The sequence below is a fragment of the Chromobacterium sinusclupearum genome, from assembly GCF_002902845.1.
In the GTDB taxonomy this organism is placed as follows: domain Bacteria; phylum Pseudomonadota; class Gammaproteobacteria; order Burkholderiales; family Chromobacteriaceae; genus Chromobacterium; species Chromobacterium sinusclupearum.
The window spans coordinates 1-24,107 of sequence record NZ_PPTF01000098.1 but is presented as its reverse complement, the minus strand read 5'-3'; the positions used below and the strand labels follow the sequence as shown (position 1 = coordinate 24,107).

The window sequence follows — 24,107 nt, the reverse complement described above, 5'->3', positions numbered from 1 at the left end:
GGGCCCTCGATGATCCTCGGCTATGCCATCGCCGGCTTCATCGCCTTTTTGATCATGCGCCAACTCGGCGAGATGGTGGCGGAAGAGCCGGTGGCCGGCTCATTCAGCCATTTCGCCTACCGCTACTGGGGCAATTTCGCCGGCTTCCTGTCCGGCTGGAACTACTGGGTGCTGTACGTGCTGGTGAGCATGGCCGAGTTGACGGCGGTGGGGGCCTACGTCCAGTACTGGTGGCCGCATGTGCCCACCTGGCTGACTGCGCTGGTGTGCTTCGTCTGCATCAACGCCATCAACCTGGCCAACGTCAAATCCTACGGCGAGACCGAGTTCTGGTTCGCGCTGATCAAGGTGGCGGCGGTGATCGGCATGATCCTGTTCGGCGGCTACTTGCTGCTGTCCGGCACCGGCGGCCCGCAGGCCTCGGTCAGCAATCTGTGGAATGACGGCGGCTTCTTCCCGCATGGTTTCGGCGGCCTGTTCATGGTGATGGCGGTGATCATGTTCTCGTTTGGCGGCCTGGAGCTGATCGGCATGACCGCGGCCGAGGCGGCCGACCCGCAGAAGACCATCCCCAAGGCGGTGAATCAGGTGATCTACCGTATCCTGATCTTCTACATCGGCTCGCTGGTGGTGCTGCTGTCGCTGTATCCGTGGAACAAAGTCGCCGCCGGCGGCAGCCCCTTCGTGATGATTTTTGAGCAGATCGGCGCCGGCTTCACCGCGCACGCGCTGAACTTTGTGGTGCTGACGGCCGCGCTATCGGTCTACAACAGCTGCGTCTACGCCACCAGCCGCATGCTGTTCGGCCTGGCCGAGCAGGGCAATGCGCCGCGCGCGCTGAAGAAGCTGGACAAGCGCGGCGTGCCGGTCAACGCCACCTTGTTCTCCGCGCTGGCCACCGTGGCCTGCGTGCTGCTGAACTACCTGCTGCCGGGCGAGGCGCTGGGCCTGCTGATGTCGCTGGTGGTGGCCGCGCTGGTGACCAACTGGGCGATGATCAGCCTGACCCATCTGAAGTTCCGCCGCGCCAAGGCCGGCCTGAAAATGGTGTTCCCGTCGCTGTGGCATCCGGTTTCCAACTGGGTGTGCCTGGTGTTCATGGTGATGATCCTCGGCATTCTGCTGTTCACGCCGGGCATGGCGGTGTCGGTTTACGTGCTGCCCTTGTGGCTGGGCCTGCTGTGGGTGGGCTTCCGCTTGAAGGGCAAATCGGGCGCCGATTCCCGTCTTGCCAGCGAGAACGCCTGATCGTTGAAGGGCATGCCGGGCTTGACGATGCGTCGTCAAAACCGGCATGCTGTGAAAATGATGCAAACGAAACCCACTCCCTTCTTCAACCGCAACTGGTGGTGGCGCAGCTAATCGGCGCGCCAGGGGAGTTGTCGTTTGTTGTTCCGGGCCGCCGCACAGGGCGGCCTTGTTGTATCCAGTCTCACCCCGCGCGGCGGCAGCTTCAGCTAGTTCAGGAGTATTCATGCAGCGCACGCAGTGGGGTTCCCGCCTCGGTTTCATTCTGGCCTCGGCCGGCGCCACCGTCGGTTTAGGATCGATCTGGAAGTTTCCTTACGTCACCGCGATGAATGGCGGCGGCGCTTTCTTGCTGGTGTATCTGGCATTTACCTTTACCTTGGGCCTGGCGCTGCTGCAGGCCGAGCTGGCCATCGGCCGCGCCGCCGGTTGCGGCGCCGTGGGGGCGTTTTCCCGGCTAGGTTCGCGCCGCTGGAAGCTGCTGGGCTACAGCGGCGTATTGTGCTGCTTCCTGGTATTCGCCTTCTACAGCGTGGTGGGCGGCTGGACCCTGGGCTATCTGCTGCGCGCCTTGGATGGCCGGGTGATGAGCGATGATATGTCGGCGCTGGGCCAGCTGTTCGGTCAGTACGTCGGCAATCCGGCCGAGGCCTTGCTCACCCATGCGCTGTTCGCCGGACTGACCTTGCTGGTGGTGGTGGGCGGGGTGCAGAAGGGCATAGAGCGCGCGGGCAAGGTGTTGATGCCGCTGCTGTTCCTGCTGATGTTGGGGCTGATCGCGCGCGCGCTGACGCTGCCCGGCGCCTTGGCCGGGGTGGAGGCGCTGTTTCGTCCCGATTTTTCCAGGCTGACGCCGGCCATGCTGGTGGAGGCGCTGGGGCTGGCCTGCTTCTCGCTGTCGGTGGGCGCCGGCTGCATGCTGGCTTACGGTTCGTATCTGGGCCTGGGCACGCGGCTGGGCAATTCGGCGCTGTGGGTCACGGGGTTGACCGCGCTGACTTCGGTGCTGGCCGGGCTGATGATTTTCCCGGCGATCTACGCCTTCGGCCTGGACCCGCAGGCCGGGCCTGGCCTGACCTATATGGTGATGCCGGTGGTGTTCAACCATCTGCCCTATGGCCAGCTGTTCGCCATTGTTTTCTTCATTCTGCTGCTGATGGCGGCGCTGACTTCGGCGGTATCGTTGCTGGAAGTGGTGGTGATTCTGCCTATCGACGAATTCGGCGTCAGCCGCCGCAAGGCCACCCTCGCCGTCACGGCGCTGGTGTTTCTGGCCGGCGTGCCGGCGGCCTTGTCCTTTGGCCCGCTGGCCGATTGCAAGCTGTTTGGCCGCAATATCTTCGAGCTGATGGACTATGCCGCCTGCAACATCTTGCTGCCGCTGGGGTGCATCGGCACCGCCTTGTTTGCCGGTCGGGTGGCCTGGCCGGCAGTCAGCGATCAGCTGCGGCTGTCGGCGTGGGCGGAGGCGCTGATGCGCTTGAGTTGCCGCTGGTTGGCGCCGCTGCTGATCGGGGTGGTGCTGGTATACAACTTGTAGCCGTGCGGCTCAGGCTATGGCTCCCGTGGCGGCAGGGGTCATAGCCTGTTGAAATGGCGTTTCAGGAGCCCGCCATGAAGGTGCGGATGCCGGAGCCGACGAACTGCACGCCGATGCAGATCAGCAAAAAGCCCATCAGCCGGGTCATCACCTCGCGGCCGCCGCGGCCCAGCCGCTCCGAGATCAGCAAGGACGACTTCAGCGTCAGCCACATGCCGGCGCAGGTCAGGCCGATGGCGGCGAAGGTCATGAAAAAGGCGATGGCCTTGGCCGGCAAGGTGGACAGTTCGGCGATTTCGGTGGAAATGCCGATCACCACGGCGATGGTGCCGGGGCCGCTGATGCCGGGCATGGCCAGCGGGAAGAAGGCGTAGTCCTCGCGCTCGCCGGATTGCTTGGGCGCCTGGCCCGGGTCTTGCGAAAGGAACAGCATGCGGTAGCCCAGCACCGCCACCACGAAACCGCCGGCAATGCGCAGCGCGCCGTATGAGATGCCGAAGGCGGCCATGATCAGGTTGCCGGCCAACAGGCTCACCGCCATGATGGCGCCGGCGAACACGCAGGCGCGGCGGGCTTGCGAATCGCGGTGCGAGTCGCTCATTTCGCGCGTCAGCGTGATGAACAGCGGAATCTTGGACAAGGGATTGGTGATGGTGATCAGGCTGAGCAGACCGCCAAACAGGAATTGCAGCGACAACGTTTTGAACATGATGCAGGGCCGATGGAGAAGCCATGCGATTGTAGAGGGTTCCGCGGCCAGCGGGTAGCGCGCGGCTGCGCTTTAAAACGATGGCATGAAGAGGTGTTGCATCGGCGACGGGCTGCGACATTTTGTCGCGCCCCGCGGCGGGTGCGCGATGGTACAGTCAAAGGTATTTTCGATCATTTCATGGAGTCCGCGATGAAACGTTTTGCCGCCGCCCTGTTGGGCATGTGCCTGTCCGGTCTGGTTGCCGCCCATTCCTTCCAGCTCGGTTCCATCCACATCGGCCATCCGTGGAGCCGCGCGATGCCGGAAACCAGCGCCACCGGCAGCGTGTACCTGTCTCTAGAAAACCAGGGCAAGGAGGCCGACAAGCTGGTATCGGCCAGCACGCCGCGCGCCGAAACCGCCGAACTGCACACCCACGTCAACGACAACGGCGTGATGCGGATGCGCAAAGTGGACAGCGTGGAGCTGGCGCCGGGCAAAACCGTCAAGTTCGCCCCGGGCAGCTACCATGTGATGCTGATGGGCCTGAAACAACCGCTGAAGGCAGGCGATCATTTCCCGCTGACGCTGAAGTTCGAGAAGGCCGGCAGCGTGAAAGTGGACGTCGTCGTGCAGGATGGCGGCGCGGCCGCGGAACATAGCCACTGAGTCTTGCGGCCGGACCATTCCGGCCAGATCTCGGTAAACGGCAGCTTGCTTCGGATAATCGGGCAAGCTGCTGTTTTTTATGCGTATCGGGTTTCGTTGCGCCGAAGTTACATATTGCTTTGCAGCAATGAATTATATGCTTAGAGCTCGCTTTACAGTCAGATTGCGACTGGGCACACTCGGTTCTGCGACGAGTTTTGAACAAGACTTTACCCTGGCCGCCGGCTCCCGAAACTGGTTTTGCGCCAAGTCTGCCAATACAAAAGAGAATGATGGAGGAGCGGGTGCCATGCACCCGAAAACAAATTAAGACAGGGGGCCGGCGCCATTTTTCTGCGTTATGCTGTCGTTTTGTCTCGTCGCCTTCCCGCCATGTCTGATTCCGCCACTCCCGCTTTCCTTCCCCGAGTCGTCATCCATTACTGCACCGGCTGCCGCTGGCTGTTGCGAGCAGGCTGGCTGGCCCAGGAACTGCTGACCACGTTTGAAAAAGAAGTGTCCGAAGTCGCCCTGCGCCCCGGCAGCGGCGGCGTGTTCCGCGTCGAGGTCGACGGCGAGTGCTTGTGGGATCGCAAGCAGGATGACGGCTTCCCGGAACTGAAGCTGCTCAAGCAGCGGCTGCGCGACCGCATCGCCCCGGACAAGCCGCTGGGCCATAGCGACCGCCCCTCCTGAGAACCATAACGCAATGAACGCCATCCAGCGCAAGATCATCCATGTCGATTGCGACTGCTTCTACGCTGCGATCGAAATGCGCGACGATCCCAGCCTGCGCGAGGTGCCGCTGGCCATCGGCGGGCGGCCGGAAACGCGCGGCGTGGTGGCCACCTGCAATTATGTGGCGCGCCGTTTCGGCGTGCATTCGGCGATGGCCTCGGCGCGCGCGCTGCGCTTGTGCCCGGAGCTGGTGATCCTGCCGCCGGACATGGCGCGCTACCGCCTGGCCAGTCAGCAGATCATGGCCATCTACCAGCGTTATACCGAACTGATCGAGCCCTTGTCGCTGGATGAGGCTTATCTGGACGTCAGCGGCCGGCCGCATGAGCAGGGCAGCGCCACGCGGATGGCCGAGGCCATCCGCCGCCAGATCCGCGACGAGGTCGGTATCACCGCCTCGGCCGGCATCGCGCCGAACAAGTTCCTGGCCAAAGTCGCCAGCGACTGGAACAAGCCGGACGGGCAATTCCTGGTGCGGCCGCAAGATGTGGACGCCTTTGTCGCCGCCTTGCCGGTGGAAAAAGTGCATGGCGTGGGCAAGGTGACGGCGGAACGGCTGCATCGGCTGGGCATCCACAGCTGCGGCGATTTGCGGCGCTGGACGCCGGCCGACCTGTTCCGCCATTTCGGCCGCTTCGGCGAACAATTGCTGGCGATGGCGCATGGCATGGACGAGCGGCCGGTGTCGCCGGACCGTAGCCGCAAGTCGATCAGCGTGGAGGAGACTTATGCCCAGGACCTGCCGGACCTGCCCAGTTGCCTGTCCAAGCTGCCGGAGCTGGTGGAGCGGCTGCAGGCCAGGCTGGCGCGCAACGGCAATCCGGAATTCAAGGGTTTGTCGGTCAAGCTGAAGTTCGACGATTTCAGCCAGACCACGGTGGAGCAACTGGGCCAAGTCTTGTCTATGCCTGTGTTCGGCCAGCTGCTGCGCACCGGCTTCGCGCGCGGCGCGCGGCCGGTGCGGCTGCTCGGCGTCGGCGTGAAGCTGGCCGACGAGCACGATCTGCCGCGTCAGCTCAGGCTGTTCGACCGCCACGGACGGCCGTTGCCGGACAGCGCGTTGCCGACTGACGCCGTGGAGGCGGCGTTAAGAGACCAGCAAGGCGGCTGAGGCGGGACGGCGCAAGCGGGGACCCGCGCTTGTTCAACGCCAAGTCGCTGGAGAAAGCCCTGAGCCAAGGCGCGCCGACGCAGGCAGTACACTGAGTACGGCAAGGAGGCGCAACGCAGGATCAGGGCTTTTGCCAGTGGCTTACAGCCTGCGCAGATTGCTGATGCCCATCAGCATGCCCATGCCGATGAACAGCGTCACGGTAGCGGTGCCGCCGTAGGACATGAAAGGCAAGGGCACGCCCACCACCGGCAAGATGCCGGACACCATGCCCATATTGACGAAGGCGTAGACGAAGAAGGACATGGTGATGGAGCCTGCCATCAGCCGTCCGTACAGCGTCTGCGCGCTGGCGGTGATCATCATGGCGCGGCTCAGAATCAGCAGATAAAGCGTGAGCAGCACCAGGTTGCCGGCCAGGCCGAACTCCTCGGAGTACACCGCGAAGATGAAGTCGGTGGTGCGTTCCGGGATGTAATCCAGGTGAGTCTGCGTGCCATTGAGCCAGCCTTTGCCCCACGGCCCGCCGGAGCCGATGGCGATCATGGACTGGATGATGTGGTAGCCGGTGCCCAGCGGGTCGGTGGTGGGGTCGATCAGCGTCAGCACGCGCTTGCGCTGGTAATCGTGCAGGTGGTTCCACACCAGGGGCATGCTGGCGGCGGCCAGCACGATGCCGCCCAGGATCACCTTCCACGGCAGGCCGGCGAAGAACAGCACAAAGAAGCCGGCGGCGGCGATCAATAAGGCGGTGCCGAGATCGGGCTGCTTCAGCACCAGGCCCACCGGCACCAGCATCAGCGCCGCGGCCACCAGATAATGCCACCAGCGCAGCGATAGTTCGTTTTTCTGGAAGAACCAGGCCAGCATCATCGGCAGCGCGATCTTCAGGATTTCCGACGGCTGGATGCGGGTGACGCCCAGGCTGAGCCAGCGGGTGGAGCCGTTGACGGTGATGCCCTTGAAATGCACCGCCACCAGCAGCAGCACCCCCAGCGCGTAGATCGGCGGCGCGAAGTTCATCACGCTCTGCGGGCGCATCCGCGCGATCAGCCACATCACCGTCAACGCCATGAAGGTGTAGATCAGCTTGTTGTCGATCTTGTCGAAGGACTGATTGTTGGCGGAATACAGCAGCACCATGCTGACCAGGAACAGCAGGCCCAGAAACAGCATCAACCAGCCGTCCAGCGGTTCCTTGATCTGCTGCCAGATTTGCTTAATCAGCGGCGTCTTCACTCACGTCTCCGTTTTCCTGCGGGATGGTCTTCAGCAGGCCATTCATGTCTTTGGGCACCTTGCCCAACAGATAGAAGTCGAACAGGCCGCGCGCCACCGGCGCGGCGGCGGCGGCGCCGAAGCCGGCGTTCTCCACGATGATGGCCACCGCGATCTTCGGTTTTTCCACCGGGGCGAAGGCGATGAACCAGCTGTGGTCGCGATATTGCTCGGCCAGCGCGGAGGCGTTGTATTTGGCGCCCTGCTTGATCGCCACCACCTGGGCGGTGCCGGTCTTGCCGGCCATGGAGTACTGCAGCCCGATGCCGACGCGGGCGCCGGTGCCGGAGATCATCACGCCGCGCATGCCTTCTTTGATGTAGTCGAAATATTCCTGCGGGTAGGGCAGCTGCTTGATCGGTTTCGGTTCGATCAGCCTGACGCCGCCGGTCTTGGAGTCGACAATCTGCTGCACCAGGTGCGGTTTGAAGGCGATGCCGTTATTGGCCATGATGGCGGTGGCGTTGGCCATCTGCAGCGGGGTGTAGGAATTGAAGCCCTGGCCGATGCCGACGCTGACCACGTCGGCCGGATACCAGCGCCGCACTTCCGGCTTGTAGCGGGCGAAACGCTTGGCCTTCCACTCCTTGGATGGCAACACGCCGCTGGCCTCGCCGTCCAGGTCGATGCCGGTCTTGCTGCCCAGGCCGAACGATCCGACCACCGGGTGGATCTTGTCTATGCCCATGTCCCAGGCCAGCTTGTAGAAGAAAGTGTCGCTGGATACGGTGATGGCGCGCTGCAGGTTGACCATGCCGTTGCCGCCCTTCTTGCTGTCGCGGAACTGGTGGCTGGAGCCGGGCAGGGTAAAATAGCCGGGCGCCGGGCGGATGTCGTGCATGCCTATGCTATGGGTGACCAGCGCCGCCATCGACATGAAGGGCTTGAAGGTGGAGCCCGGCGGATAGGTGCCGCGCAGCGCGCGGTTGACCAGCGGCTTTTGCCAGTCGGTGTTCAGCGAGGACCAGGTCTGGCTGTCGATGCCATCGATGAACAGGCTGGGATCGAAGCCCGGCTTGGACAGAAAGGCCAGCACGCCGCCGGTGTTCGGGTCGATCGCCACCAGCGCGCCGCGGCGGTCGCCGAACAGCTTGTCGGCCATTTCCTGCAGCCGGATGTCCAGCGCCAGCTTCAGCGTGTTGCCGTTGATCGGCGGCGTGCGGCGCAGCGTGCGCACCGCGCGGCCGCCGGAGTCGGTTTCCACTTCCTCGAAGCCCACCTGGCCGTGCAGATCATCCTCGTACACCGCCTCGAGGCCGGTCTTGCCGATGTAGTTGGTGCCCTTGTAGTTGGTGGTCTTGTCCTCGTCGTCCAGCCGCTCCTTGTCCTTCTGGTTGATGCGGCCGATATAGCCCAGCACATGGCTGGTCATCTCTTTGTACGGATAGTCGCGGAACAGCCGCGCCTTGACTTCCACGCCGGGCAGCTCCCAGGCGTGGGAGGCCACGCGGGCCGCTTCGGCGTCGGTCAGCTTGACTTTCAGCGGGATGGATTCGAAGTTCTTGCTCTCGGCCAGCAGCTTTTTGAACAGCTTCTCGTCGCGCGGGGTGACATCGGCCAGCGTCTTCAGCTTATTGATGGTGGCGTCCAGGTCCGGCATCTTGCTTGGGGTCAGCTCCAGCGTATAGGCCGAATAGTTTTGCGCCAGCACCACGCCGTTGCGGTCCAGGATCAGCCCGCGATTGGGCAGGATGGGCACCAGCGAAATGCGGTTGTTTTGCGCCAGCGTGGAGAAGTGATCGTGCTGCAGCACCTGCAGCCAGATGAAGCGCGACAGCAGCACCAGGAACATCAATATGATCAGCGCGTAGGCGATGACTAGCCGCAGCTCGAACTGCTCCTCGTCGTTCTGCGGGTTCTTGAAGCGGGTTGGGCGGCGCATGGATCAGTCAGGTTTCATGCCGAGTGTTGGCGGTAAGGTACGAGCATCAGCTTGGTCAGCAGCGGCCATAGCAGCGCGCCGATCAACGGCGGCAGGAAATAGCTCCAGCCGACGAAGGCCGAGCCGGTCAGCATTCTCACCACCACCATGATGAGCTGGTTGGTGAACATCAGGCCCAGCACCACCAGCGCCTGTTGGCCCAGATTGAACATCACCAGCTGGCGCTGGCGGCTCATGGCGAGGAAAGCGGTAATGGAGTAGGCCAGCGCGTGCTGGCCGAACAGCCCCGCGGTGGACACGTCGGCGACGATGCCCATCAGGAAGGCGATGCCGATGCTGACGCGGCGGGGCTGGTTGATCACCCAGTACAGAATCAGCAGGCCGATGAAATCCGGCAGCCAGCGCGTGCTGCCGTGCGGCAGCGGCACCAGCTCGATCAGCACGGCGATCACGAAAGTCAGGAAAATGAAGCGGCGCTTGACCGGCTTGAGCAGTTCCTTGGGTCGGTCCAACGACATCGGCGCTTACTCCTCGTCGGCGGACTTTCTGCCGCCCTTGGTCTTTTTCTCCGGCAGCGGCGGCGGTTCCGCCGGCCGCGCCGCTGTTTGCTTGGCCTGCAAGGCCAGCACATAGCGGGTCTGCTGCACGCCGGCCAGCGGCTGGGTGCTGACGCGGGTGAAGGCGGCGCCGGCATTGCGGTCCACCTTGGTCACCATCGCCACCGGAATGCCTTCCGGGAACAGCCCATCGAGGCCGGAAGTGACGATACGGTCGTTTTCCTTGATGTCCGAACTCTGCGGCAGATAGCGCAGTTCCACGCCGCCGCCGTAGCCGTACAGGATGGCGCGTTCGCCGGTGCGCTCCACCATGACCGGCACCATCTGGTTCTTGTCGATGATCAGCGTCACCTCGGCGGTCAAAGGCTGCACGCGGGTCACCTGACCCAGGAGGCCGCGCGAATCCACCACCGGCTGGCCGGGCAGCAGCTTGGCGTCCGCGCCCTTGTCGATGATGATCTTGTACGAGAAGGGGTCGCGGCCTGTGTATAGCGTCTCGGCGATCTGGGCGGTGTCGTCGCGCTGGCTGCGGATTTCATTCAGCCGGCGCAGTTCGTTCAGCTCGCGTTCCAATGTCTGCAGTCGGCTCAGCTGCGCCGTCATCTGCATCTGGCGCGCGCGCAGCGCGGTGTTTTCCTGCTTCAGCTCGGTTTGCGAGGTCAGGTAGTCGCCGACGTGGCGCATGGCCTGCGCCGGCAGATTCACGGCGCGCTGCACCGGGTACAGCGCCAGCGACAGCGCTTCGCGCGCCTGCTCCATCAAGCCGTAACGGCTGTCGCCGATCAACAGCACGATGGACGCGGCAACGCTCATCGCCAGGCGCGCGCCCGCAGGCGGCCCGGAGCGGAAAAAGCTGGGGGTGTTGGCGAAATCCATGGGCACAGCCGCCGCGCCTTGACGGCGCGGGGTTCGCTCGCTTTATCGGTGGTATTGGTGGAAGTTTAGGGCACGTTGGTGAAAATGGTGCCGATCTTATCCATTTTCTCCAGCGCCTTGCCGGAGCCGCGCACCACGCAGGTCAGCGGTTCTTCCGCCACGAACACCGGCAGGCCGGTTTCTTCGGCCAGCAGACGGTCGATGTCCTTCAACAGCGCGCCGCCGCCGGTCAGCACCATGCCCTTTTCGGCGATGTCGGCGCCCAGTTCCGGCGGCGTCTGCTCCAGCGCGATCTTGACCGCGGAAACGATCTGGTTCAGCGGCTCGGTCAGCGCTTCCAGGATTTCGTTGGACGATACAGTGAAGGCGCGCGGAATGCCTTCGGCCAGGTTGCGGCCCTTGACTTCCATCTCGCGCACTTCGGCGCCCGGGAAGGCGGAGCCGATGGTCTTCTTGATTTCCTCGGCGGTGGTTTCGCCGATCAGCATGCCGTAGTTGCGGCGGATGTAGTTGATGATGGCTTCATCGAACTTGTCGCCGCCCACGCGCACGCTATTGCTGTACACCACGCCGCCCAGCGAGATCACGCCGACTTCGGTGGTGCCGCCGCCGATGTCCACCACCATGGAGCCGGTCGGCTCTTCCACCGGCAGACCGGCGCCGATGGCGGCCGCCATCGGCTCTTCGATCAGCTCGACGCGGCGCGCGCCGGCGGCGAGAGCGGAGTCGCGGATCGCCTTGCGCTCCACCTGGGTGGAGCCGCAGGGCACGCAGATCACGATGCGCGGGCTGGCGGCGAAGAAGCGGTTCGGGTTCACCTTCTTGATGAACTGCTTCAGCATCTGCTCGGTCACGGTGAAGTCGGCGATCACGCCGTCCTTCATCGGGCGGATGGCCTGGATGCTGCCCGGGGTGCGGCCCAGCATGCGCTTGGCTTCCAGGCCGACGGCCAGGATGGATTTCTTGTTGGTCGGCGCGTCGCTGTGAATGGCGACGACCGAGGGCTCGTCCAGCACGATGCCCTTGCTGCGCATGTAGATCAGGGTATTGGCGGTGCCAAGGTCGATGGCGAGGTCGTTGGAAAAGTATCCGGTCAGCGAACGAAACATTGGGCGGTCCTGGTCAGTTTTCGTCAGTGGCGAACGCCGGCGGCGTTCGGGTAAATCCAGTTCATCTGTGGTCGGCCCATGCTGCGGCCCCCTTGGCGTGGCATGAAACCACTGCAATCGGCTTCGTCATGCGGGCGGATTGTACGCCCGGTCGGCTGGCCTTTGCGGTGCTTGTCCGAAACGTCCCGGGCGGCGGTAGCAGGCCTGCTTTTTCTGCGCCCCGGCGCGTGATTCCTGGCGGCGAAAAATGCCTGAGGAATGCGTCGTGGCGCAATGTCGATCTTGGGAGAATCAAACGGGGTATGATACCCTATAAAGCTTGAAATATTAAAGGTTTTAACGAGGAAGCCATGTCGCTGACGCACCAGGATGTCGCACGGATCGCCAAGCTTGCCCGCATCGATGTGAGCGAGGCGGAAATCGCCGCCACGGCGGATCAGCTTAACAACATTTTCGGCCTGATCGAAAAGATGCAGGAGGTGAACACCGACGGCATCGAGCCTATGGCCCACCCGCAGGACGTGTCGTTGCGTCTGCGCGACGACGTGGTCACCGAAACCAATCAGCGCGAACGTTTCCAGGCGGTCGCCCCGCAAGTGGAAAAAGGCTTGTTCCTCGTTCCCAAAGTGATCGAGTAAGCCTGTGAGCCGTCCCGGCGCCAATGGTTCCCTCCATTCTGCCGACCGGGCCCGACTATCCGGATAGCAAGATTTTGATCGAAATGACACAAGCCACTCTCAAGCAATTGTCGCAACAATTGGCGGCAAAGCAAGTTTCCAGTGTGGAACTGGCCAGCCAGTACCTGGATCGCATCGAGGCGCTGAACCCGCAACTCAACGCCGTCGTCTCCGTTGATCGCGACAAGACGCTGGCCGAGGCGCGGGCGGCCGACGCGCGCCTCGCCGTCGGCAGCGCCCATCCGCTGACCGGCGTGCCGCTGCTGCACAAGGACCTGTTCTGCCAGGAAGGCTGGAAGACCAGCTGCGGCTCCAAGATGCTGGACAACTTCGTCTCGCCGTACAGCGCCCACGTGGTGGAGCAGTGCGCCGCCGCCGGCATGGTGACATTGGGCCGCGCCAATATGGATGAGTTCGCCATGGGTTCGTCCAATGAGAACTCGTTCTACGGCGCGGTGAAGAACCCGTGGGATCTGAACGCCATTCCGGGCGGCAGCTCCGGCGGCTCCGCCGCGGCCGTCGCCGCGCGCCTGGCGCCGGTGGCCACCGCCACCGACACCGGCGGCTCCATCCGCCAGCCGGCCAGCCACTGCGGCGTCACCGGCATCAAGCCGACCTATGGCGTGGTGTCCCGCTATGGCATGGTGGCTTTCGCTTCCTCGCTGGACCAGGGCGGCCCGATCGCCCAAACCGCCGAGGACTGCGCGCTGATGCTGAACGTGATGGCCGGCTTCGACGCGCGCGACTCCACCAGCCTGGAGCGCGCCCGCGAAGACTACACCCGCGATCTGAACCAGTCGCTGGCTGGCCTGAAGGTGGGCCTGCCGCGCGAGTACTTCGCCGCCGGCTTGGATGCAGACGTCGCCCGCGCGGTCGATAACGCCGTGAGCGAACTGAAGAAGCTGGGCGCGGAGGCAGTGGAAATCAGCCTGCCGAACACCGAGCTGTCCATCCCGGCCTACTATGTGATCGCCCCGGCCGAGGCTTCTACCAACCTGTCCCGCTACGACGGCGTCCGTTACGGCCATCGCGCCAAGGACTACAAGGACTTGGTGGAGATGTACGAAAAGACCCGCGCCGAAGGTTTCGGCGACGAGGTCAAGCGCCGCATCCTGGTGGGCAGCTACGTGCTGAGCCACGGTTACTACGATGCCTACTACATCAAGGCGCAGAAGATCCGCCGCCTGATCGCCAACGATTTCAAGACCGCCTTCACGCAGTGCGACGTGATTCTGGGGCCGGTGGCGCCGACCGCCGCCTTCGATCTGGGCCAGCTGTCGTCCGATCCGGTAGAGATGTATCTGTCCGATATCTACACGCTGTCGGTGAACCTGGCCGGCCTGCCGGGCATGAGCGTGCCGGCCGGCTTCGCCGCCAACGGCCGCCCGATCGGCCTGCAGATCATCGGCAACTACTTCGCCGAAGCCAAGATGCTGAACGTGGCGCATCAGTTCCAGCAGGCGACTGACTGGCACGCCAAGGCACCGGCGCTGTAATTCCAACCGATTTCGCCACGAAATCCGCGAAAGGACACGAAATCATTTGGAAACGGAGCTGGATTCGCTGAAGTTTGCCGTTCGTGTTTTTCGTGGGTTTCGTGGCCAATATTGCTTTTAAAGGATTTTCCAACCATGAAATGGGAAGTCGTAATCGGTATCGAGGTGCACGTGCAGCTCAATACCGCCTCCAAGATTTTCTCCGGCGCCAGCACCGCCTTCGGCGCCGAACCGAACACCCAGGCTTCCGCGGTGGAGCTGGCGCTGCCCGGCGTGCTGCCGGTGCTGAACCGCGCCGTGGTGGACAAGGCCATCCGCCTGGGCTTGGCGCTGGACGCCAAGATCAACCAGAAGAACGTGTTCGCCCGCAAGAACTACTTCTACCCGGACCTTCCCAAGGGCTATCAGATCAGCCAGATGGAGCTGCCTATCGTCGAGCACGGCCGGCTGAAGATTCTGGTCGGCGATCAGGAAAAGATCATCGGCGTGACGCGCGCCCACATGGAAGAAGACGCCGGCAAGAGCCTGCATGAAGACTTCCATGGCCTGTCCGGCATCGACCTGAACCGCGCCGGCACCCCGCTCTTGGAAGTGGTGTCCGAGCCGGACATGCGCTCGGTCGACGAGGCGCTGGCCTACGTCAAGGCGCTGTACACCCTGGTGACGTGGTTGGGCATCTGCGACGGCAATATGCAGGAAGGCAGCTTCCGCATGGATGTCAACGTGTCGGTGCGCCCGGAGGGGCAGAAGGAATTCGGCACCCGCCGCGAGATCAAGAACCTCAACTCCTTCCGCTTCCTGGAGCAGGCCGCCAAGTACGAAATCCAGTGGCAGATCGATACCCTGGAAGACGGCGGCAAGGTGCAGCAGGCCACTGTGCTGTTTGACCCGGATACCGGCGAAACCCGCATGATGCGCAGCAAGGAAGACGCGCACGACTATCGCTACTTCCCGGACCCGGACCTGCTGCCGGTGCGCATCTCCGACGAGCAGATCGCCCGCATCCGCGGCGAGATGCCGGAGTTGCCGGGCGCGATGCAGACCCGCTTCGTGGAAAGCTACGGCGTGTCGGCCTATGACGCGGCGCTGTTGACCGGGAGCCTGGCGCAAGCCCAGTACTTCGAGGCGGTGGCCAAGGCTTCCGGCCACGGCAAGCTGGCCGCCAACTGGATCAATGGCGAAATCGCCGCCCGCCTGAACCGCGACGGCAAGGACATCGCGGATTGCCCGATCTCGGTCGAGCGCTTGTCCGGCCTGATCGCGCGCATCGCCGACAACACCCTGTCCAGCAAGCTGGCCAAGCAGGTGTTCGATGCGCTGTGGGACAGCGATCTGAGCGCTGACGCGATCATCGAGCGCGACGGTTTGAAGCAGGTGTCCGACGTCGGCGCCATCGAGAAGATGGTGGAAGAAGCCATCGCCTCCAATCCCAAGGCGGTGGAAGAGTTCCGCGCCGGCAAGGAAAAGGCGCTGAACGCCCTGGCCGGTCAGGTGATGAAGGCTTCCAAAGGCAAGGCCAATCCGGCGCAGGTGCAGGATATTCTGCGTCAAAAGCTGGCTTGAGCGTTTGTTTGAACAACATGGCGGCTATTTAAGCCGCCATGTTGTTTTTTAAATACAATATGAAAATAGCGCGATTAATTTTGTTATCTTTCTTTAAGATGGCGCCGCGCCAAATACTTCCGCCATTGATTGTTTCCATCATGTTGCATCTCTTTTGATCCGCAATCTTCACGTCCCACTTTTACAGGTGAATTTAAGTCCCTGATTTGTCACGCATTCCATTTTTATACCCTCCTGTAAGTCATTGTCTCAAAAGGCGAATTAGGGAATTCCGATGTTGACCGTGGGGCGGTTCTTTCTTATAGTGGCGAGAAGTGGGGTAAAGTGGGTGAAAGTGGGGCAATTGCCCTCCGGAGCGACGGCTCCGTTTTCTCGGTCAGCGGATTCTTCAAATCATGATTGGTGGCGTCAGCATCTTGTCTCTCGATAGCAAGGGGCGTTTGGCTATTCCGGCCAAACACCGTGAGACGCTGCTGTCCGCTTTCGGCCACAAGCTCATTGTTACCCTCGAATCCCAGGATCACCTCCTGCTGTACCCCGAACCCAATTGGCGCCCGGTCGAGGCCCGTCTGTTGGCCCTGCCCACCGGCAATCCCACCCTGAAACGCTATCAACGACTGGTGCTCGGCCATGCCGAGACGCTGGAAATGGACGCCGCCGGCCGCATCCTGCTGCCGGCCCGCCTGCGCGAACTGACCGCGCTGGACAAAGACGTTGCCCTGGTAGGCATGGGCAACCGCTTCGAACTGTGGAACGCCGAGGAGTGGGACAGCCAGACTGCTGACGCGCTGGCCCTCGATCAGGCCGAATTGGCCCAACACCTTGGAGATTTCACGCTGTGACCACCCCTACCTTCGTGCACCGCACGGTACTGCTGACCGAGGCGGTCGACGCGCTCGCCATCCGCGACGATGGGGTATATGTCGACTGCACCTTCGGCCGCGGAGGCCACAGCCGTCTGATCCTGTCGAAGCTCGGCCCGAACGGCCGCTTGATCGCCTTCGACAAGGACCCGCAAGCCATCGCCGTCGCCGAGCAACTGGCGGCGGAAGATGCCCGTTTCAACATTGTCCACAACGGTTTCGAGACGTTGTCGGCGGAGCTGGCCCGCCTTGGCGTGAGCCGCGTCGACGGCGTGCTGATGGATCTGGGCGTGTCCTCGCCGCAAATCGACGACGGCAGCCGCGGTTTCAGCTTCCGCTTCGACGCGCCGCTGGACATGCGCATGGACACCACGCGCGGCATGACCGCCGCCGAGTGGTTGGCAACGGCCGATGAGGCCGATATCAGAGAGGTCATCAAGACTTATGGTGAAGAGCGGTTTGCTCGCAAGATCGCAGCAGCCATTGTTGCGCAACGGGACGAAAGCCCCATCACGACGACCCGTGAGCTCGCTGTGCTCGTTGGGCAAAACGTCCGTACTCGCGAACCGGGTCAAGACCCGGCTACGCGCACCTTCCAGGCGATCCGGATCTTTGTGAACCGCGAGCTGGACGAGCTGAAGGCCGTGCTGCCGCAGGCGGCGCGCCTGCTCGGCGAAGGCGGACGACTGGCGGTCATCAGCTTCCATTCGCTGGAAGACCGCATCGTCAAGCAATACCTGCGCGACGTCAGCAGCGAGGAAAAGCTGCCGGCCTGGGCGATGGTGCGCGCGGCCGATATGGCCAAGCCGCCGATCGCGCTGGTCGGCAAGGCCATCCGCGCCGGCGACGAGGAGGTGCGGGAAAACCCGCGCGCCCGCAGCGCCATCATGCGCGTGGCCGAGCGCACCGCCGCGCCGTGGCGGGAGGGCGACGCATGAACAAGCTCAACGGCGTGCTGCTGGCGATGGCCGTGTTTTCCGCCTGGTCGGTGGTCACGTCCACTCACGTCTCGCGCAAGCTGTACAGCGATTTGCAGAAGGAAACCAAGTCCGCGCAGCAGCTTGAGGTGGAGTTCGGCCAGTTGCAGCTGGAGCAGAGCACCTGGGGCGCGCACGCCGTGATCGAAAAGGCCGCGTCCACGCGCCTGGGCATGCACACGCCGGATCCGCGCCAGATCCAGGTGATTTCGTCCGGAGGAGGCGTCTGATGCGCGCCGGGTCCAGCTACAGCATCCGCCAGCGTCCCGTGTCGGCGAGTCCTGCCCTGCGCATGACGAGCACGCGCGTGCGTTGCGTGCTGCTGGTGCTGGCCCTGCTGTTCCTGGCGCTGATCGGCCGCGCCATGTATCTGCAGGTGGCGCAGCAGGACTTCCTGCAGGGCCAGGGCGAGGCGCGCTTTCGCCGCGCGATGACCCTGGAGGCCAATCGCGGCGTGATCACGGACCGCAATGGCGAACCGTTGGCGATCAGCTCGCCGGTGCAGACCATCTGGGCCAGCCCGGCCGACATGGAGCCGGTGCCGCCTGCCAAGCTGCGTGAGCTGGCGGCTTTGCTGGAGTTGTCGCCGGAAGAGCTGGCGGCCAAGCTGTCCGACCGCAAGAAAGAATTCGTCTACATCAAGCGCCAGATCAGTCCGGAGCTGGCCGACAAGGTGATCGCCCTGGGCATCCCCGGCGTTGCCAAGCAGCAGGAATACCGCCGCTTCTATCCTGCCGGCGAAGTGGTGTCGCACATCATCGGTTTCACTGGCGTGGACGGCAAAGGGCAGGAAGGCGTGGAGCTGGCCCGCGAGAAGATGCTGGCCGGCAAGGACGGCCGCCGCGTGGTGCTGAAGGATAGGCGCGGCCACATCATTGAAGACATCGCCGCCATCGAGCCACCGCGCGACGGCCAGAAGCTGGCCTTGGCGGTGGATCACCGCATCCAGTATCTGGCTTACCGCGAGATCAAGGCCGCGGTAGAAGAAAACAAGGCCAAGGCGGGCAGCGTGGTGGTGCTGGATGCCAAGACCGGCGAGCTGCTGGCGCTGGCCAATTACCCGTCGTTCAACCCGAATAACCGCACCGGGGTCACGCCGGAAATGATGCGCAACCGCGGCGTGATCGACCTGTTCGAGCCGGGCTCCACCATGAAGCCGCTGTCGATCTCGCTGGCGCTGGAGCATGGCAAGGCCAAGGTCAACACGGTATTGGACACCCATAGCTACACGATAGGACCGGCGGTCATCCGCGACGTGTCGCCGCAGTCCAGCCTGGACATCCTGGGCATCATCCAGAAATCGTCCAACGTCGGCACCAGCAAGCTGGCGCTGATGAGCAGTCCGGAAGACTTCTGGAAGCACTACGACGCGCTGGGCTTTGGCCGCGCGCCGAATACCGGTTTTCCCGGCGAAGCGGCCGGCCGCCTGCGCGACTGGCACAAGTGGCGGCCGATCGAGCAGGCCACCATGTCTTTCGGCTATGGCGTATCGGTCAGCCTGATCCAGATGGCGCGCGCCTACACCATTTTCGCCAACGATGGCGTGATGTTGCCGATCTCCTTGTACCGGACGGCGACGCCGATGCCGGGCAAGCGGGTGATCAGCGAGAAAATCGCGCACGAAATGCGCGACTTGTTGATCGCCAACAGCCAGCCCGGCGGCGGCGCCGTCGGCGGCCGCATCATCGGCTACAGCATAGGCGGCAAGAGCGGCACCGCGCGCAAGCTGGAGGGCCGCAGCTATGTGGCCAACAAGCACCGCGCGCTGTTCATGGGATTCGCGCCGGGCCATGCGCCCAAGGTCATCGTGGCGGTGATGATAGATGAACCGTCAGCAGGCAAATACTACGGCGGCGCAGTGTCGGCGCCGGTGTTCTCCAAGGTGGCGGGCGGCGCGTTGCGGGTATTGAATATCGCGCCGGACGAGCCATCCAACAACACTTTATTGCCGGAATCGACGCCGGTTCCGGTGGACTTCTAAGATCATGAAGAGCCGTTTGACTCCGTTGCCGGATTGGAATCCGGCCTTGTTGCAACAGTTGAGCCTCCCGATCAAACGGGTGGAGGCCGACAGCCGCCGCGTGCTGCCAGGCGATGTCTTTCTCGCCTGCCGCGGCGAGTATACCGACGGCCGCGATTTCATCGCCGCCGCCTTGGAAAAGGGCGCGGCCGCGGTGCTGTGGGACGACGCCGACGGCTTCGCCTGGAAGGCCGAGTGGCAGGTGCCCAACCTGGCCGTGCCCAATCTGCGCGAGCGCGCCGGCATTGTAGCGGCCCACGTCTTGGGGCTGCCGTCGCGAGACCTGACAGTGGTCGGCATCACCGGCACCAACGGCAAGACTTCCATTTCGCACTGGCTGGCGCAGGCGTTTTCGCTGCTGGGCCAGAAGGCCGCGCTGATCGGCACCGTAGGCAATGGTTTCTATGGCCAGCTGACCGAAACCACCCACACCACGCCAGACCCGGTGACGGTGCAGCAGAAGCTGGCTGAATACCGCCGCCAGGGCGCGCATGTGGTGACCATGGAAGTGTCCAGCCATGGCCTGGACCAGTGCCGCGTCAACGGCGTCGAGTTCGCCACCGCGGTGTTCACCAATCTGACCCGCGATCATCTGGACTACCACGGTTCGATGGAGGCTTACGGCGCCTCCAAGAAGAAGCTGTTCTTCTGGGAGGGCCTGAAGCACGCGGTGATCAACGCCGACGACGCTTTCGGCCGCCAACTGGCCGCCGAGATCGATCCGCGGCAAACCCAAGTGCTGACCTATGGCCTGGAGCAGGGCGATGTGCGTCCGCTGGCGCTGGCTGCCACGCTGGAAGGCCTGCAGCTGACCGTCACCACGCCGTGGGGCGTGGTGGACGTGCGCACCGGCCTGGTGGGCCGCTTCAACGCCGCCAATCTGCTGGCCTGTCTGGCCACGCTGTGCGTCAACGGCGTCAGCCTGCAGGACGCCGCCGCCGTGATGGCGCGCATCCAGCCGGCGCGCGGCCGCATGCAGAGCATAGGCGGCACTCATGAGCCGCTGGTGGTGATCGATTACGCGCACACGCCGGACGCGCTGGAGAAGGCGCTGGCCACGCTGTCCGAGATCCGTCCGACCGGCGGCCGACTGTTTTGCGTGTTCGGCTGCGGCGGCGACCGCGATCCGGGCAAGCGCCCGATGATGGGCGCCATCGCCGAGCAATACGCCGATGTCTCGGTGGTCACCAGCGACAACCCGCGCAGCGAGGACCCGCAGGCCATCATCCGCGATGTGCTGGCCGGCATGAGCGCCGGCAAGGCGCACGTGGAGGCCGACCGCGAGGCCGCCATCCACTGGGCGGTGGCGCAGGCCCAGGTCGGCGACGTGGTGCTGGTGGCCGGCAAAGGCCACGAGGAATATCAGGACATCGCCGGCGTCAAGCGGCCGTTCTCCGACTTCCGCGTCGCGGAAGAGGCGTTGACCGCCTGGGGAGCCCAAGCATGATGACGCTGAGCCAAGCCGCCCGTTTCGCCCAAGGCCGCCTTGTCGGCGCCGATGGCGAAGTGCGCCGCGTGATCACCGACAGCCGCCAGGCGCAGCCGGGCGATCTGTTCGTCGCGCTGAAGGGCGAGCGCTTCGACGCGCATGATTTCGTCGCCGAGGTGACGGCCAAGGGCGCCGCCGCGCTGGTGCGCGACGGCTTCGAGCTGCCGGGCGCCAGCCTGATCCAGGCCGGAGACGACACCCGCCTGGCGCTGGGCCGCCTGGCAGCCGGCTGGCGCGAGACGCAGCCGGCCGTGCGCATCGGTGTCACCGGCTCCAACGGCAAGACCACGGTCAAGGAAATGCTGGCCGGCATTCTGCGCGCCCATGCCGGCGACGACGCCGTGCTGGCCACCGCCGGCAACTTCAACAACGACATCGGCCTGCCGCTGACGCTGCTGCAACTGCAGCCGCAACACCGTTACGCCGTGATCGAGATGGGCATGAACCATCACGGCGAGCTGCGCTACCTGACCGGGTTGACCCGGCCGCGGGTGGCGCTGGTCAACAACGCCATGCGCGCGCACTTCGGCCATTTCGGCTCCACCGAAGAAGTGGCCCGCGCCAAGGCGGAAATTTTTGAAGGTCTGGCCGACGACGGCGTGGCCGTGGTCAACGCCGACGACGCCAATCTGGCGCTGTTCCGCCGCGCAGCCGATGGCCATCGTCAGCTGAGTTTCGGCCTGACGGCCGGGGCCGACGTGACGGCGCGCGATGCGCAGTGCTCCGCGCTGGAGAGCCGATTCACATTGGTTTCGCCCGCGGGCGAGACCCAGATCGCGCTGCCGGCGCCGGGCGAGCACAACGTGCGCAACGCCCTGGCCGCGGCGGCCGTGGCCTTGGCGCTGGAGGTGCCGCTGGCAGCCATCGCCCGCGGCCTGGCCGCGTTCGGCGGCGCCAAGGGCCGGCTGCAGATCAAGCGCAGCCCGCGCGGCCTGACCGTGATCGACGACAGCTACAACGCCAATCCGGACTCGATGAAGGCCGGCATCGACGTGCTGGCCGGCTTGCCTGGTCCGCGCTGCTTCGTGATGGGCGATATCGGCGAACTGGGCGAGGCCGCCCCCGAGCTGCATGCCGAAGTCGGCGCCCACGCCCGCGCGCGCGGCATCGAGCAACTGTTCGCGCTGGGCGAGACGTCTCGCCGCGCCGTGGCCGCGTTTGGCGGCGCGGGGCGAGGATTTGATTCGATTGACGAGTTGTTGGAGTGCCTGGATAGCCAGCTGGCGTCGGGTACCGCCGTTCTGGTCAAGGGTTCGCGCTTCATGCGCATGGAACGGGTGGTGGAACACCTGATGCAAGCAAAGAAAGAAGGAGTATAAGGTGCTGCTTTGGCTGGCTGATCTGTTGGGCTCGCATATCCGGGCCTTCAATGTCTTCAACTACATCACGCTGCGCGCGGTGATGGCGGCGCTGACTTCGTTGACGATTTCCCTGCTGATGGGGCCGTGGGTCATCCGCAAACTGACCGAGCTGAAAGTCGGCCAGGCGGTGCGCAATGACGGCCCGCAGTCGCACTTGGTCAAGGCCGGCACGCCGACCATGGGCGGCTCGCTGATTCTGCTGTCCATCACTTTGACCACGCTGCTGTGGTCGGACCTGTCCAACAAATACGTGTGGCTGCTGCTGGCGGTGATGCTGGGCACCGGCGCGCTGGGCTTCTACGACGACTGGCGCAAGGTGGTGTACAAGGACCCGAAAGGCGTGTCCGCCAAGTTCAAGATGGTCTGGCAATCGGCCATCGCCATCGGCGCCGGCGTGTTCCTGATCGCCACCGCCAAGCTGCCGGCGTCCACAGAGTTCATCGTGCCGTTTGTGAAAAGCGTGGCTTATCCGCTGGGCGCGGTGGGTTTCTGCGTGCTGACCTATCTGGTGATTGTCGGCACCTCCAACGCGGTCAATCTGACCGACGGCCTGGACGGCCTGGCGGCGCTGCCCACCGTGCTGGTGGCGGCCGGCTTGTCGATTTTCGCCTATGTCGCCGGCCACGCGGTGTTCTCCAAGTATCTGGGCGTGCCCTTCATTCCCGGCGCGCATGAGGTGGTGGTGTTCTGCGCGGCGATGTGCGGCGCCTGTCTCGGCTTCTTGTGGTTCAACGCCTACCCGGCCCAGGTATTCATGGGCGATGTCGGCGCGCTGGCGCTGGGCGCCGCCTTGGGCACCGTGGCCGTGATCGTGCGGCAGGAAGTGGTGCTGTTCATCATGGGCGGCCTGTTCGTGATGGAGGCGCTGTCGGTGATGATACAGGTCGGCTCGTTCAAGCTGACCGGCAAGCGCGTGTTCCGCATGGCGCCGCTGCACCACCACTACGAATTGAAGGGCTGGAAGGAAACGCAGGTGGTGGTTCGCTTCTGGATCATCACCATGATGCTGGTGCTGATCGGCCTGTCGACGCTGAAGCTGCGCTGAGGATATGGGAATGGATTACGCCAATCGACAAGCGACAGTAGTGGGGCTGGGAGGCTCGGGCCTGGCGGCCGCGCGCTACCTGGCGGCCCACGGCGCGCGCGTGCGCGTGGCGGACGCCAAGCCGTCTGCCGAGCGCCTGGCCGAGCTGGAGCGCCATCTGCCGGGCACCGAGGTGATCAGCGGCGTATTCGACGAACGCACTTTCGCCGGCGCCGACCTGTTGGTGGTCAGCCCCGGCGTGCCGCTGGCCAATCCGGCCATCGCCGCCTTCCGCCGCAACGGCGGCGAGGTGGTGGGCGATATCGAGATGCTGGCGCGGGCGATCCAGGGCGATGGCAGCAAGGTGATCGCCATCACCGGCTCCAACGGCAAGACCACCGTCACCAGCCTGGTCGGCCACCTGTGCCAGGCGGCAGGGCTCGACACCATCGTCGCCGGCAATATCGGCCTGGCGGTGCTGGAGGCTTTGCTCGAGCGCGAGCAGAGCGGCAAGCGTCCGGACGTGTGGGTGCTGGAGCTGTCCAGCTTCCAGCTCGAATCGACCTACAGCCTGCAAGCCGACGCCGCCACCGTGCTGAACATTTCCGAGGACCACCTCGACCGTTACCACGATTTGCTGGACTACGCCCATGCCAAGACCCAGGTGTTCCACGGCCAGGGCTTGCAGGTTCTGAACCGCGACGACGCGCTGGTGCGCGCCATGGCGCGCCCGGGCCGCCCGGTAAAGTGGTTTTCGCGCGCGGGCGACGCCGATTACGCTCTGCTGAATGAAGGCGGCCGCCATTGGCTCAGCGTTGCCGGCGAAAAAGTATTCGACTGCGCCGACATGCAGCTGCAAGGCCTGCACAACGCCGCCAACGCGCTGGCCGCGCTGGCGCTGTGCCAGGGCATAGGCCTGCCGCTGGACAAGCTGCTGGATGGGCTGAAAACCTTCCGCG

22 protein-coding genes are annotated in these 24,107 nt (G+C 64.2%); 16 read left to right on the top strand and 6 right to left on the bottom strand.

Going from position 1 to position 24,107, the window contains the following annotated elements:
* Positions 1-1,248: amino acid permease (locus C2134_RS19860; RefSeq protein WP_233196518.1), on the top strand; the 1,248-nt coding region annotated here is incomplete at its 5' end.
* Between the two features lie 226 nt (positions 1,249-1,474).
* Positions 1,475-2,788, top strand: coding sequence for a sodium-dependent transporter (locus C2134_RS19855; protein WP_103321797.1), 1,314 nt, complete (start codon positions 1,475-1,477; stop codon positions 2,786-2,788).
* A gap of 61 nt (positions 2,789-2,849) precedes the next feature.
* Here C2134_RS19855 and C2134_RS19850 read toward each other — a convergent pair whose 3' ends face one another.
* Complete coding sequence (locus C2134_RS19850) at positions 2,850-3,497, bottom strand: MarC family NAAT transporter (protein ID WP_103321796.1); 648 nt, start codon at positions 3,495-3,497, stop codon at positions 2,850-2,852.
* Positions 3,498-3,689: 192 nt separating this feature from the next.
* Between C2134_RS19850 and C2134_RS19845 the strand changes: the two genes are divergently transcribed.
* The 3 genes from C2134_RS19845 to dinB all read left to right on the top strand — a co-directional run bounded on the left by C2134_RS19845 (position 3,690) and on the right by dinB (position 5,976).
* Entirely contained in the window at positions 3,690-4,148 is a 459-nt protein-coding gene (locus C2134_RS19845) for a copper chaperone PCu(A)C (RefSeq protein ID WP_103321795.1), read from the top strand.
* Positions 4,149-4,520: 372 nt separating this feature from the next.
* Positions 4,521-4,823, top strand: a complete 303-nt coding sequence (locus C2134_RS19840; protein ID WP_103321794.1) for an Rdx family protein — start codon at positions 4,521-4,523, stop codon at positions 4,821-4,823.
* 13 nt (positions 4,824-4,836) lie between these two features.
* Entirely contained in the window at positions 4,837-5,976 is a 1,140-nt protein-coding gene (dinB, locus tag C2134_RS19835) for a DNA polymerase IV (protein ID WP_103321793.1), read from the top strand.
* Positions 5,977-6,117: 141 nt separating this feature from the next.
* On the opposite strand, the gene rodA is transcribed toward dinB, so the two are convergent.
* From rodA to C2134_RS19810, 5 genes are all read right to left on the bottom strand, one after another.
* Positions 6,118-7,215: a rod shape-determining protein RodA gene (gene rodA, locus C2134_RS19830; protein ID WP_103321792.1), complete on the bottom strand. Its 1,098-nt coding sequence runs from the start codon at positions 7,213-7,215 to the stop codon at positions 6,118-6,120.
* Positions 7,196-9,136, bottom strand: coding sequence for a penicillin-binding protein 2 (gene mrdA / locus C2134_RS19825; RefSeq protein ID WP_103321791.1), 1,941 nt, complete (start codon positions 9,134-9,136; stop codon positions 7,196-7,198). The genes rodA and mrdA overlap by 20 nt, the downstream gene beginning before the upstream one ends.
* Before the next feature lie 14 nt (positions 9,137-9,150).
* Positions 9,151-9,654, bottom strand: a complete 504-nt coding sequence (gene mreD, locus C2134_RS19820; RefSeq protein WP_043623764.1) for a rod shape-determining protein MreD — start codon at positions 9,652-9,654, stop codon at positions 9,151-9,153.
* A gap of 6 nt (positions 9,655-9,660) precedes the next feature.
* Positions 9,661-10,569: a rod shape-determining protein MreC gene (mreC, locus tag C2134_RS19815; protein ID WP_103321790.1), complete on the bottom strand. Its 909-nt coding sequence runs from the start codon at positions 10,567-10,569 to the stop codon at positions 9,661-9,663.
* A 65-nt stretch (positions 10,570-10,634) separates the two neighbouring features.
* Positions 10,635-11,678, bottom strand: a complete 1,044-nt coding sequence (locus C2134_RS19810; RefSeq protein WP_043623769.1) for a rod shape-determining protein — start codon at positions 11,676-11,678, stop codon at positions 10,635-10,637.
* A 350-nt stretch (positions 11,679-12,028) separates the two neighbouring features.
* On the opposite strand from C2134_RS19810, the gene gatC reads away from it, so the two are divergent.
* The 11 genes from gatC to murD form a co-directional block, all read left to right on the top strand.
* Entirely contained in the window at positions 12,029-12,316 is a 288-nt protein-coding gene (gatC, locus tag C2134_RS19805) for an Asp-tRNA(Asn)/Glu-tRNA(Gln) amidotransferase subunit GatC (RefSeq protein ID WP_103321789.1), read from the top strand.
* Positions 12,317-12,399: 83 nt separating this feature from the next.
* The gene (gatA, locus tag C2134_RS19800; protein WP_103321889.1) at positions 12,400-13,851 is read left to right on the top strand and encodes an Asp-tRNA(Asn)/Glu-tRNA(Gln) amidotransferase subunit GatA; all 1,452 of its coding nucleotides are present in this window, start codon (positions 12,400-12,402) and stop codon (positions 13,849-13,851) included.
* A 135-nt stretch (positions 13,852-13,986) separates the two neighbouring features.
* Positions 13,987-15,414 (top strand): Asp-tRNA(Asn)/Glu-tRNA(Gln) amidotransferase subunit GatB, encoded by a 1,428-nt coding sequence (gene gatB / locus C2134_RS19795; RefSeq protein WP_103321788.1) that lies wholly within the window; start codon positions 13,987-13,989, stop codon positions 15,412-15,414.
* Between the two features lie 395 nt (positions 15,415-15,809).
* Complete coding sequence (mraZ, locus tag C2134_RS19790; RefSeq protein ID WP_103321787.1) at positions 15,810-16,256, top strand: division/cell wall cluster transcriptional repressor MraZ; 447 nt, start codon at positions 15,810-15,812, stop codon at positions 16,254-16,256.
* Entirely contained in the window at positions 16,253-17,215 is a 963-nt protein-coding gene (gene rsmH, locus C2134_RS19785; protein ID WP_103321786.1) for a 16S rRNA (cytosine(1402)-N(4))-methyltransferase RsmH, read from the top strand. The genes mraZ and rsmH overlap by 4 nt, the downstream gene beginning before the upstream one ends.
* The gene (gene ftsL, locus C2134_RS19780; RefSeq protein ID WP_043623784.1) at positions 17,212-17,484 is read left to right on the top strand and encodes a cell division protein FtsL; all 273 of its coding nucleotides are present in this window, start codon (positions 17,212-17,214) and stop codon (positions 17,482-17,484) included. Before rsmH ends, ftsL begins: the two co-directional genes overlap by 4 nt.
* Positions 17,484-19,235, top strand: coding sequence for a peptidoglycan D,D-transpeptidase FtsI family protein (locus tag C2134_RS19775; RefSeq protein WP_103321785.1), 1,752 nt, complete (start codon positions 17,484-17,486; stop codon positions 19,233-19,235). The genes ftsL and C2134_RS19775 overlap by 1 nt, the downstream gene beginning before the upstream one ends.
* A gap of 4 nt (positions 19,236-19,239) precedes the next feature.
* Positions 19,240-20,721, top strand: coding sequence for a UDP-N-acetylmuramoyl-L-alanyl-D-glutamate--2,6-diaminopimelate ligase (locus C2134_RS19770; RefSeq protein ID WP_103321784.1), 1,482 nt, complete (start codon positions 19,240-19,242; stop codon positions 20,719-20,721).
* Positions 20,718-22,082, top strand: coding sequence for a UDP-N-acetylmuramoyl-tripeptide--D-alanyl-D-alanine ligase (locus C2134_RS19765; RefSeq protein ID WP_103321783.1), 1,365 nt, complete (start codon positions 20,718-20,720; stop codon positions 22,080-22,082). The genes C2134_RS19770 and C2134_RS19765 overlap by 4 nt, the downstream gene beginning before the upstream one ends.
* 1 nt (position 22,083) lies before the next feature.
* The gene (gene mraY, locus C2134_RS19760) at positions 22,084-23,169 is read left to right on the top strand and encodes a phospho-N-acetylmuramoyl-pentapeptide-transferase (protein WP_103321782.1); all 1,086 of its coding nucleotides are present in this window, start codon (positions 22,084-22,086) and stop codon (positions 23,167-23,169) included.
* 10 nt (positions 23,170-23,179) lie between these two features.
* A partial coding sequence (murD, locus tag C2134_RS19755; protein WP_103321781.1) for a UDP-N-acetylmuramoyl-L-alanine--D-glutamate ligase occupies positions 23,180-24,107 on the top strand: 928 nt, incomplete at its 3' end.

What these genes read in the sequence shown, in the direction of transcription:
- dinB (WP_103321793.1), top strand. Translation starts at nt 4,837, where the DNA reads ATGAACGCCATCCAGCGCAAGATCATCCATGTCGATTGCGACTGCTTC.
- gatC (WP_103321789.1), top strand. Translation starts at nt 12,029, where the DNA reads ATGTCGCTGACGCACCAGGATGTCGCACGGATCGCCAAGCTTGCCCGC.
- mraZ (WP_103321787.1), top strand. Translation starts at nt 15,810, where the DNA reads ATGATTGGTGGCGTCAGCATCTTGTCTCTCGATAGCAAGGGGCGTTTG.
- C2134_RS19855 (WP_103321797.1), top strand. Translation starts at nt 1,475, where the DNA reads ATGCAGCGCACGCAGTGGGGTTCCCGCCTCGGTTTCATTCTGGCCTCG.
- gatA (WP_103321889.1), top strand. Translation starts at nt 12,400, where the DNA reads ATGACACAAGCCACTCTCAAGCAATTGTCGCAACAATTGGCGGCAAAG.
- C2134_RS19810 (WP_043623769.1), bottom strand. Translation starts at nt 11,678, where the DNA reads ATGTTTCGTTCGCTGACCGGATACTTTTCCAACGACCTCGCCATCGAC.
- C2134_RS19840 (WP_103321794.1), top strand. Translation starts at nt 4,521, where the DNA reads ATGTCTGATTCCGCCACTCCCGCTTTCCTTCCCCGAGTCGTCATCCAT.
- gatB (WP_103321788.1), top strand. Translation starts at nt 13,987, where the DNA reads ATGAAATGGGAAGTCGTAATCGGTATCGAGGTGCACGTGCAGCTCAAT.
- C2134_RS19770 (WP_103321784.1), top strand. Translation starts at nt 19,240, where the DNA reads ATGAAGAGCCGTTTGACTCCGTTGCCGGATTGGAATCCGGCCTTGTTG.
- C2134_RS19850 (WP_103321796.1), bottom strand. Translation starts at nt 3,497, where the DNA reads ATGTTCAAAACGTTGTCGCTGCAATTCCTGTTTGGCGGTCTGCTCAGC.
- mrdA (WP_103321791.1), bottom strand. Translation starts at nt 9,136, where the DNA reads ATGCGCCGCCCAACCCGCTTCAAGAACCCGCAGAACGACGAGGAGCAG.
- mreC (WP_103321790.1), bottom strand. Translation starts at nt 10,569, where the DNA reads ATGGATTTCGCCAACACCCCCAGCTTTTTCCGCTCCGGGCCGCCTGCG.
- C2134_RS19765 (WP_103321783.1), top strand. Translation starts at nt 20,718, where the DNA reads ATGATGACGCTGAGCCAAGCCGCCCGTTTCGCCCAAGGCCGCCTTGTC.
- C2134_RS19775 (WP_103321785.1), top strand. Translation starts at nt 17,484, where the DNA reads ATGCGCGCCGGGTCCAGCTACAGCATCCGCCAGCGTCCCGTGTCGGCG.
- mreD (WP_043623764.1), bottom strand. Translation starts at nt 9,654, where the DNA reads ATGTCGTTGGACCGACCCAAGGAACTGCTCAAGCCGGTCAAGCGCCGC.
- C2134_RS19845 (WP_103321795.1), top strand. Translation starts at nt 3,690, where the DNA reads ATGAAACGTTTTGCCGCCGCCCTGTTGGGCATGTGCCTGTCCGGTCTG.
- ftsL (WP_043623784.1), top strand. Translation starts at nt 17,212, where the DNA reads ATGAACAAGCTCAACGGCGTGCTGCTGGCGATGGCCGTGTTTTCCGCC.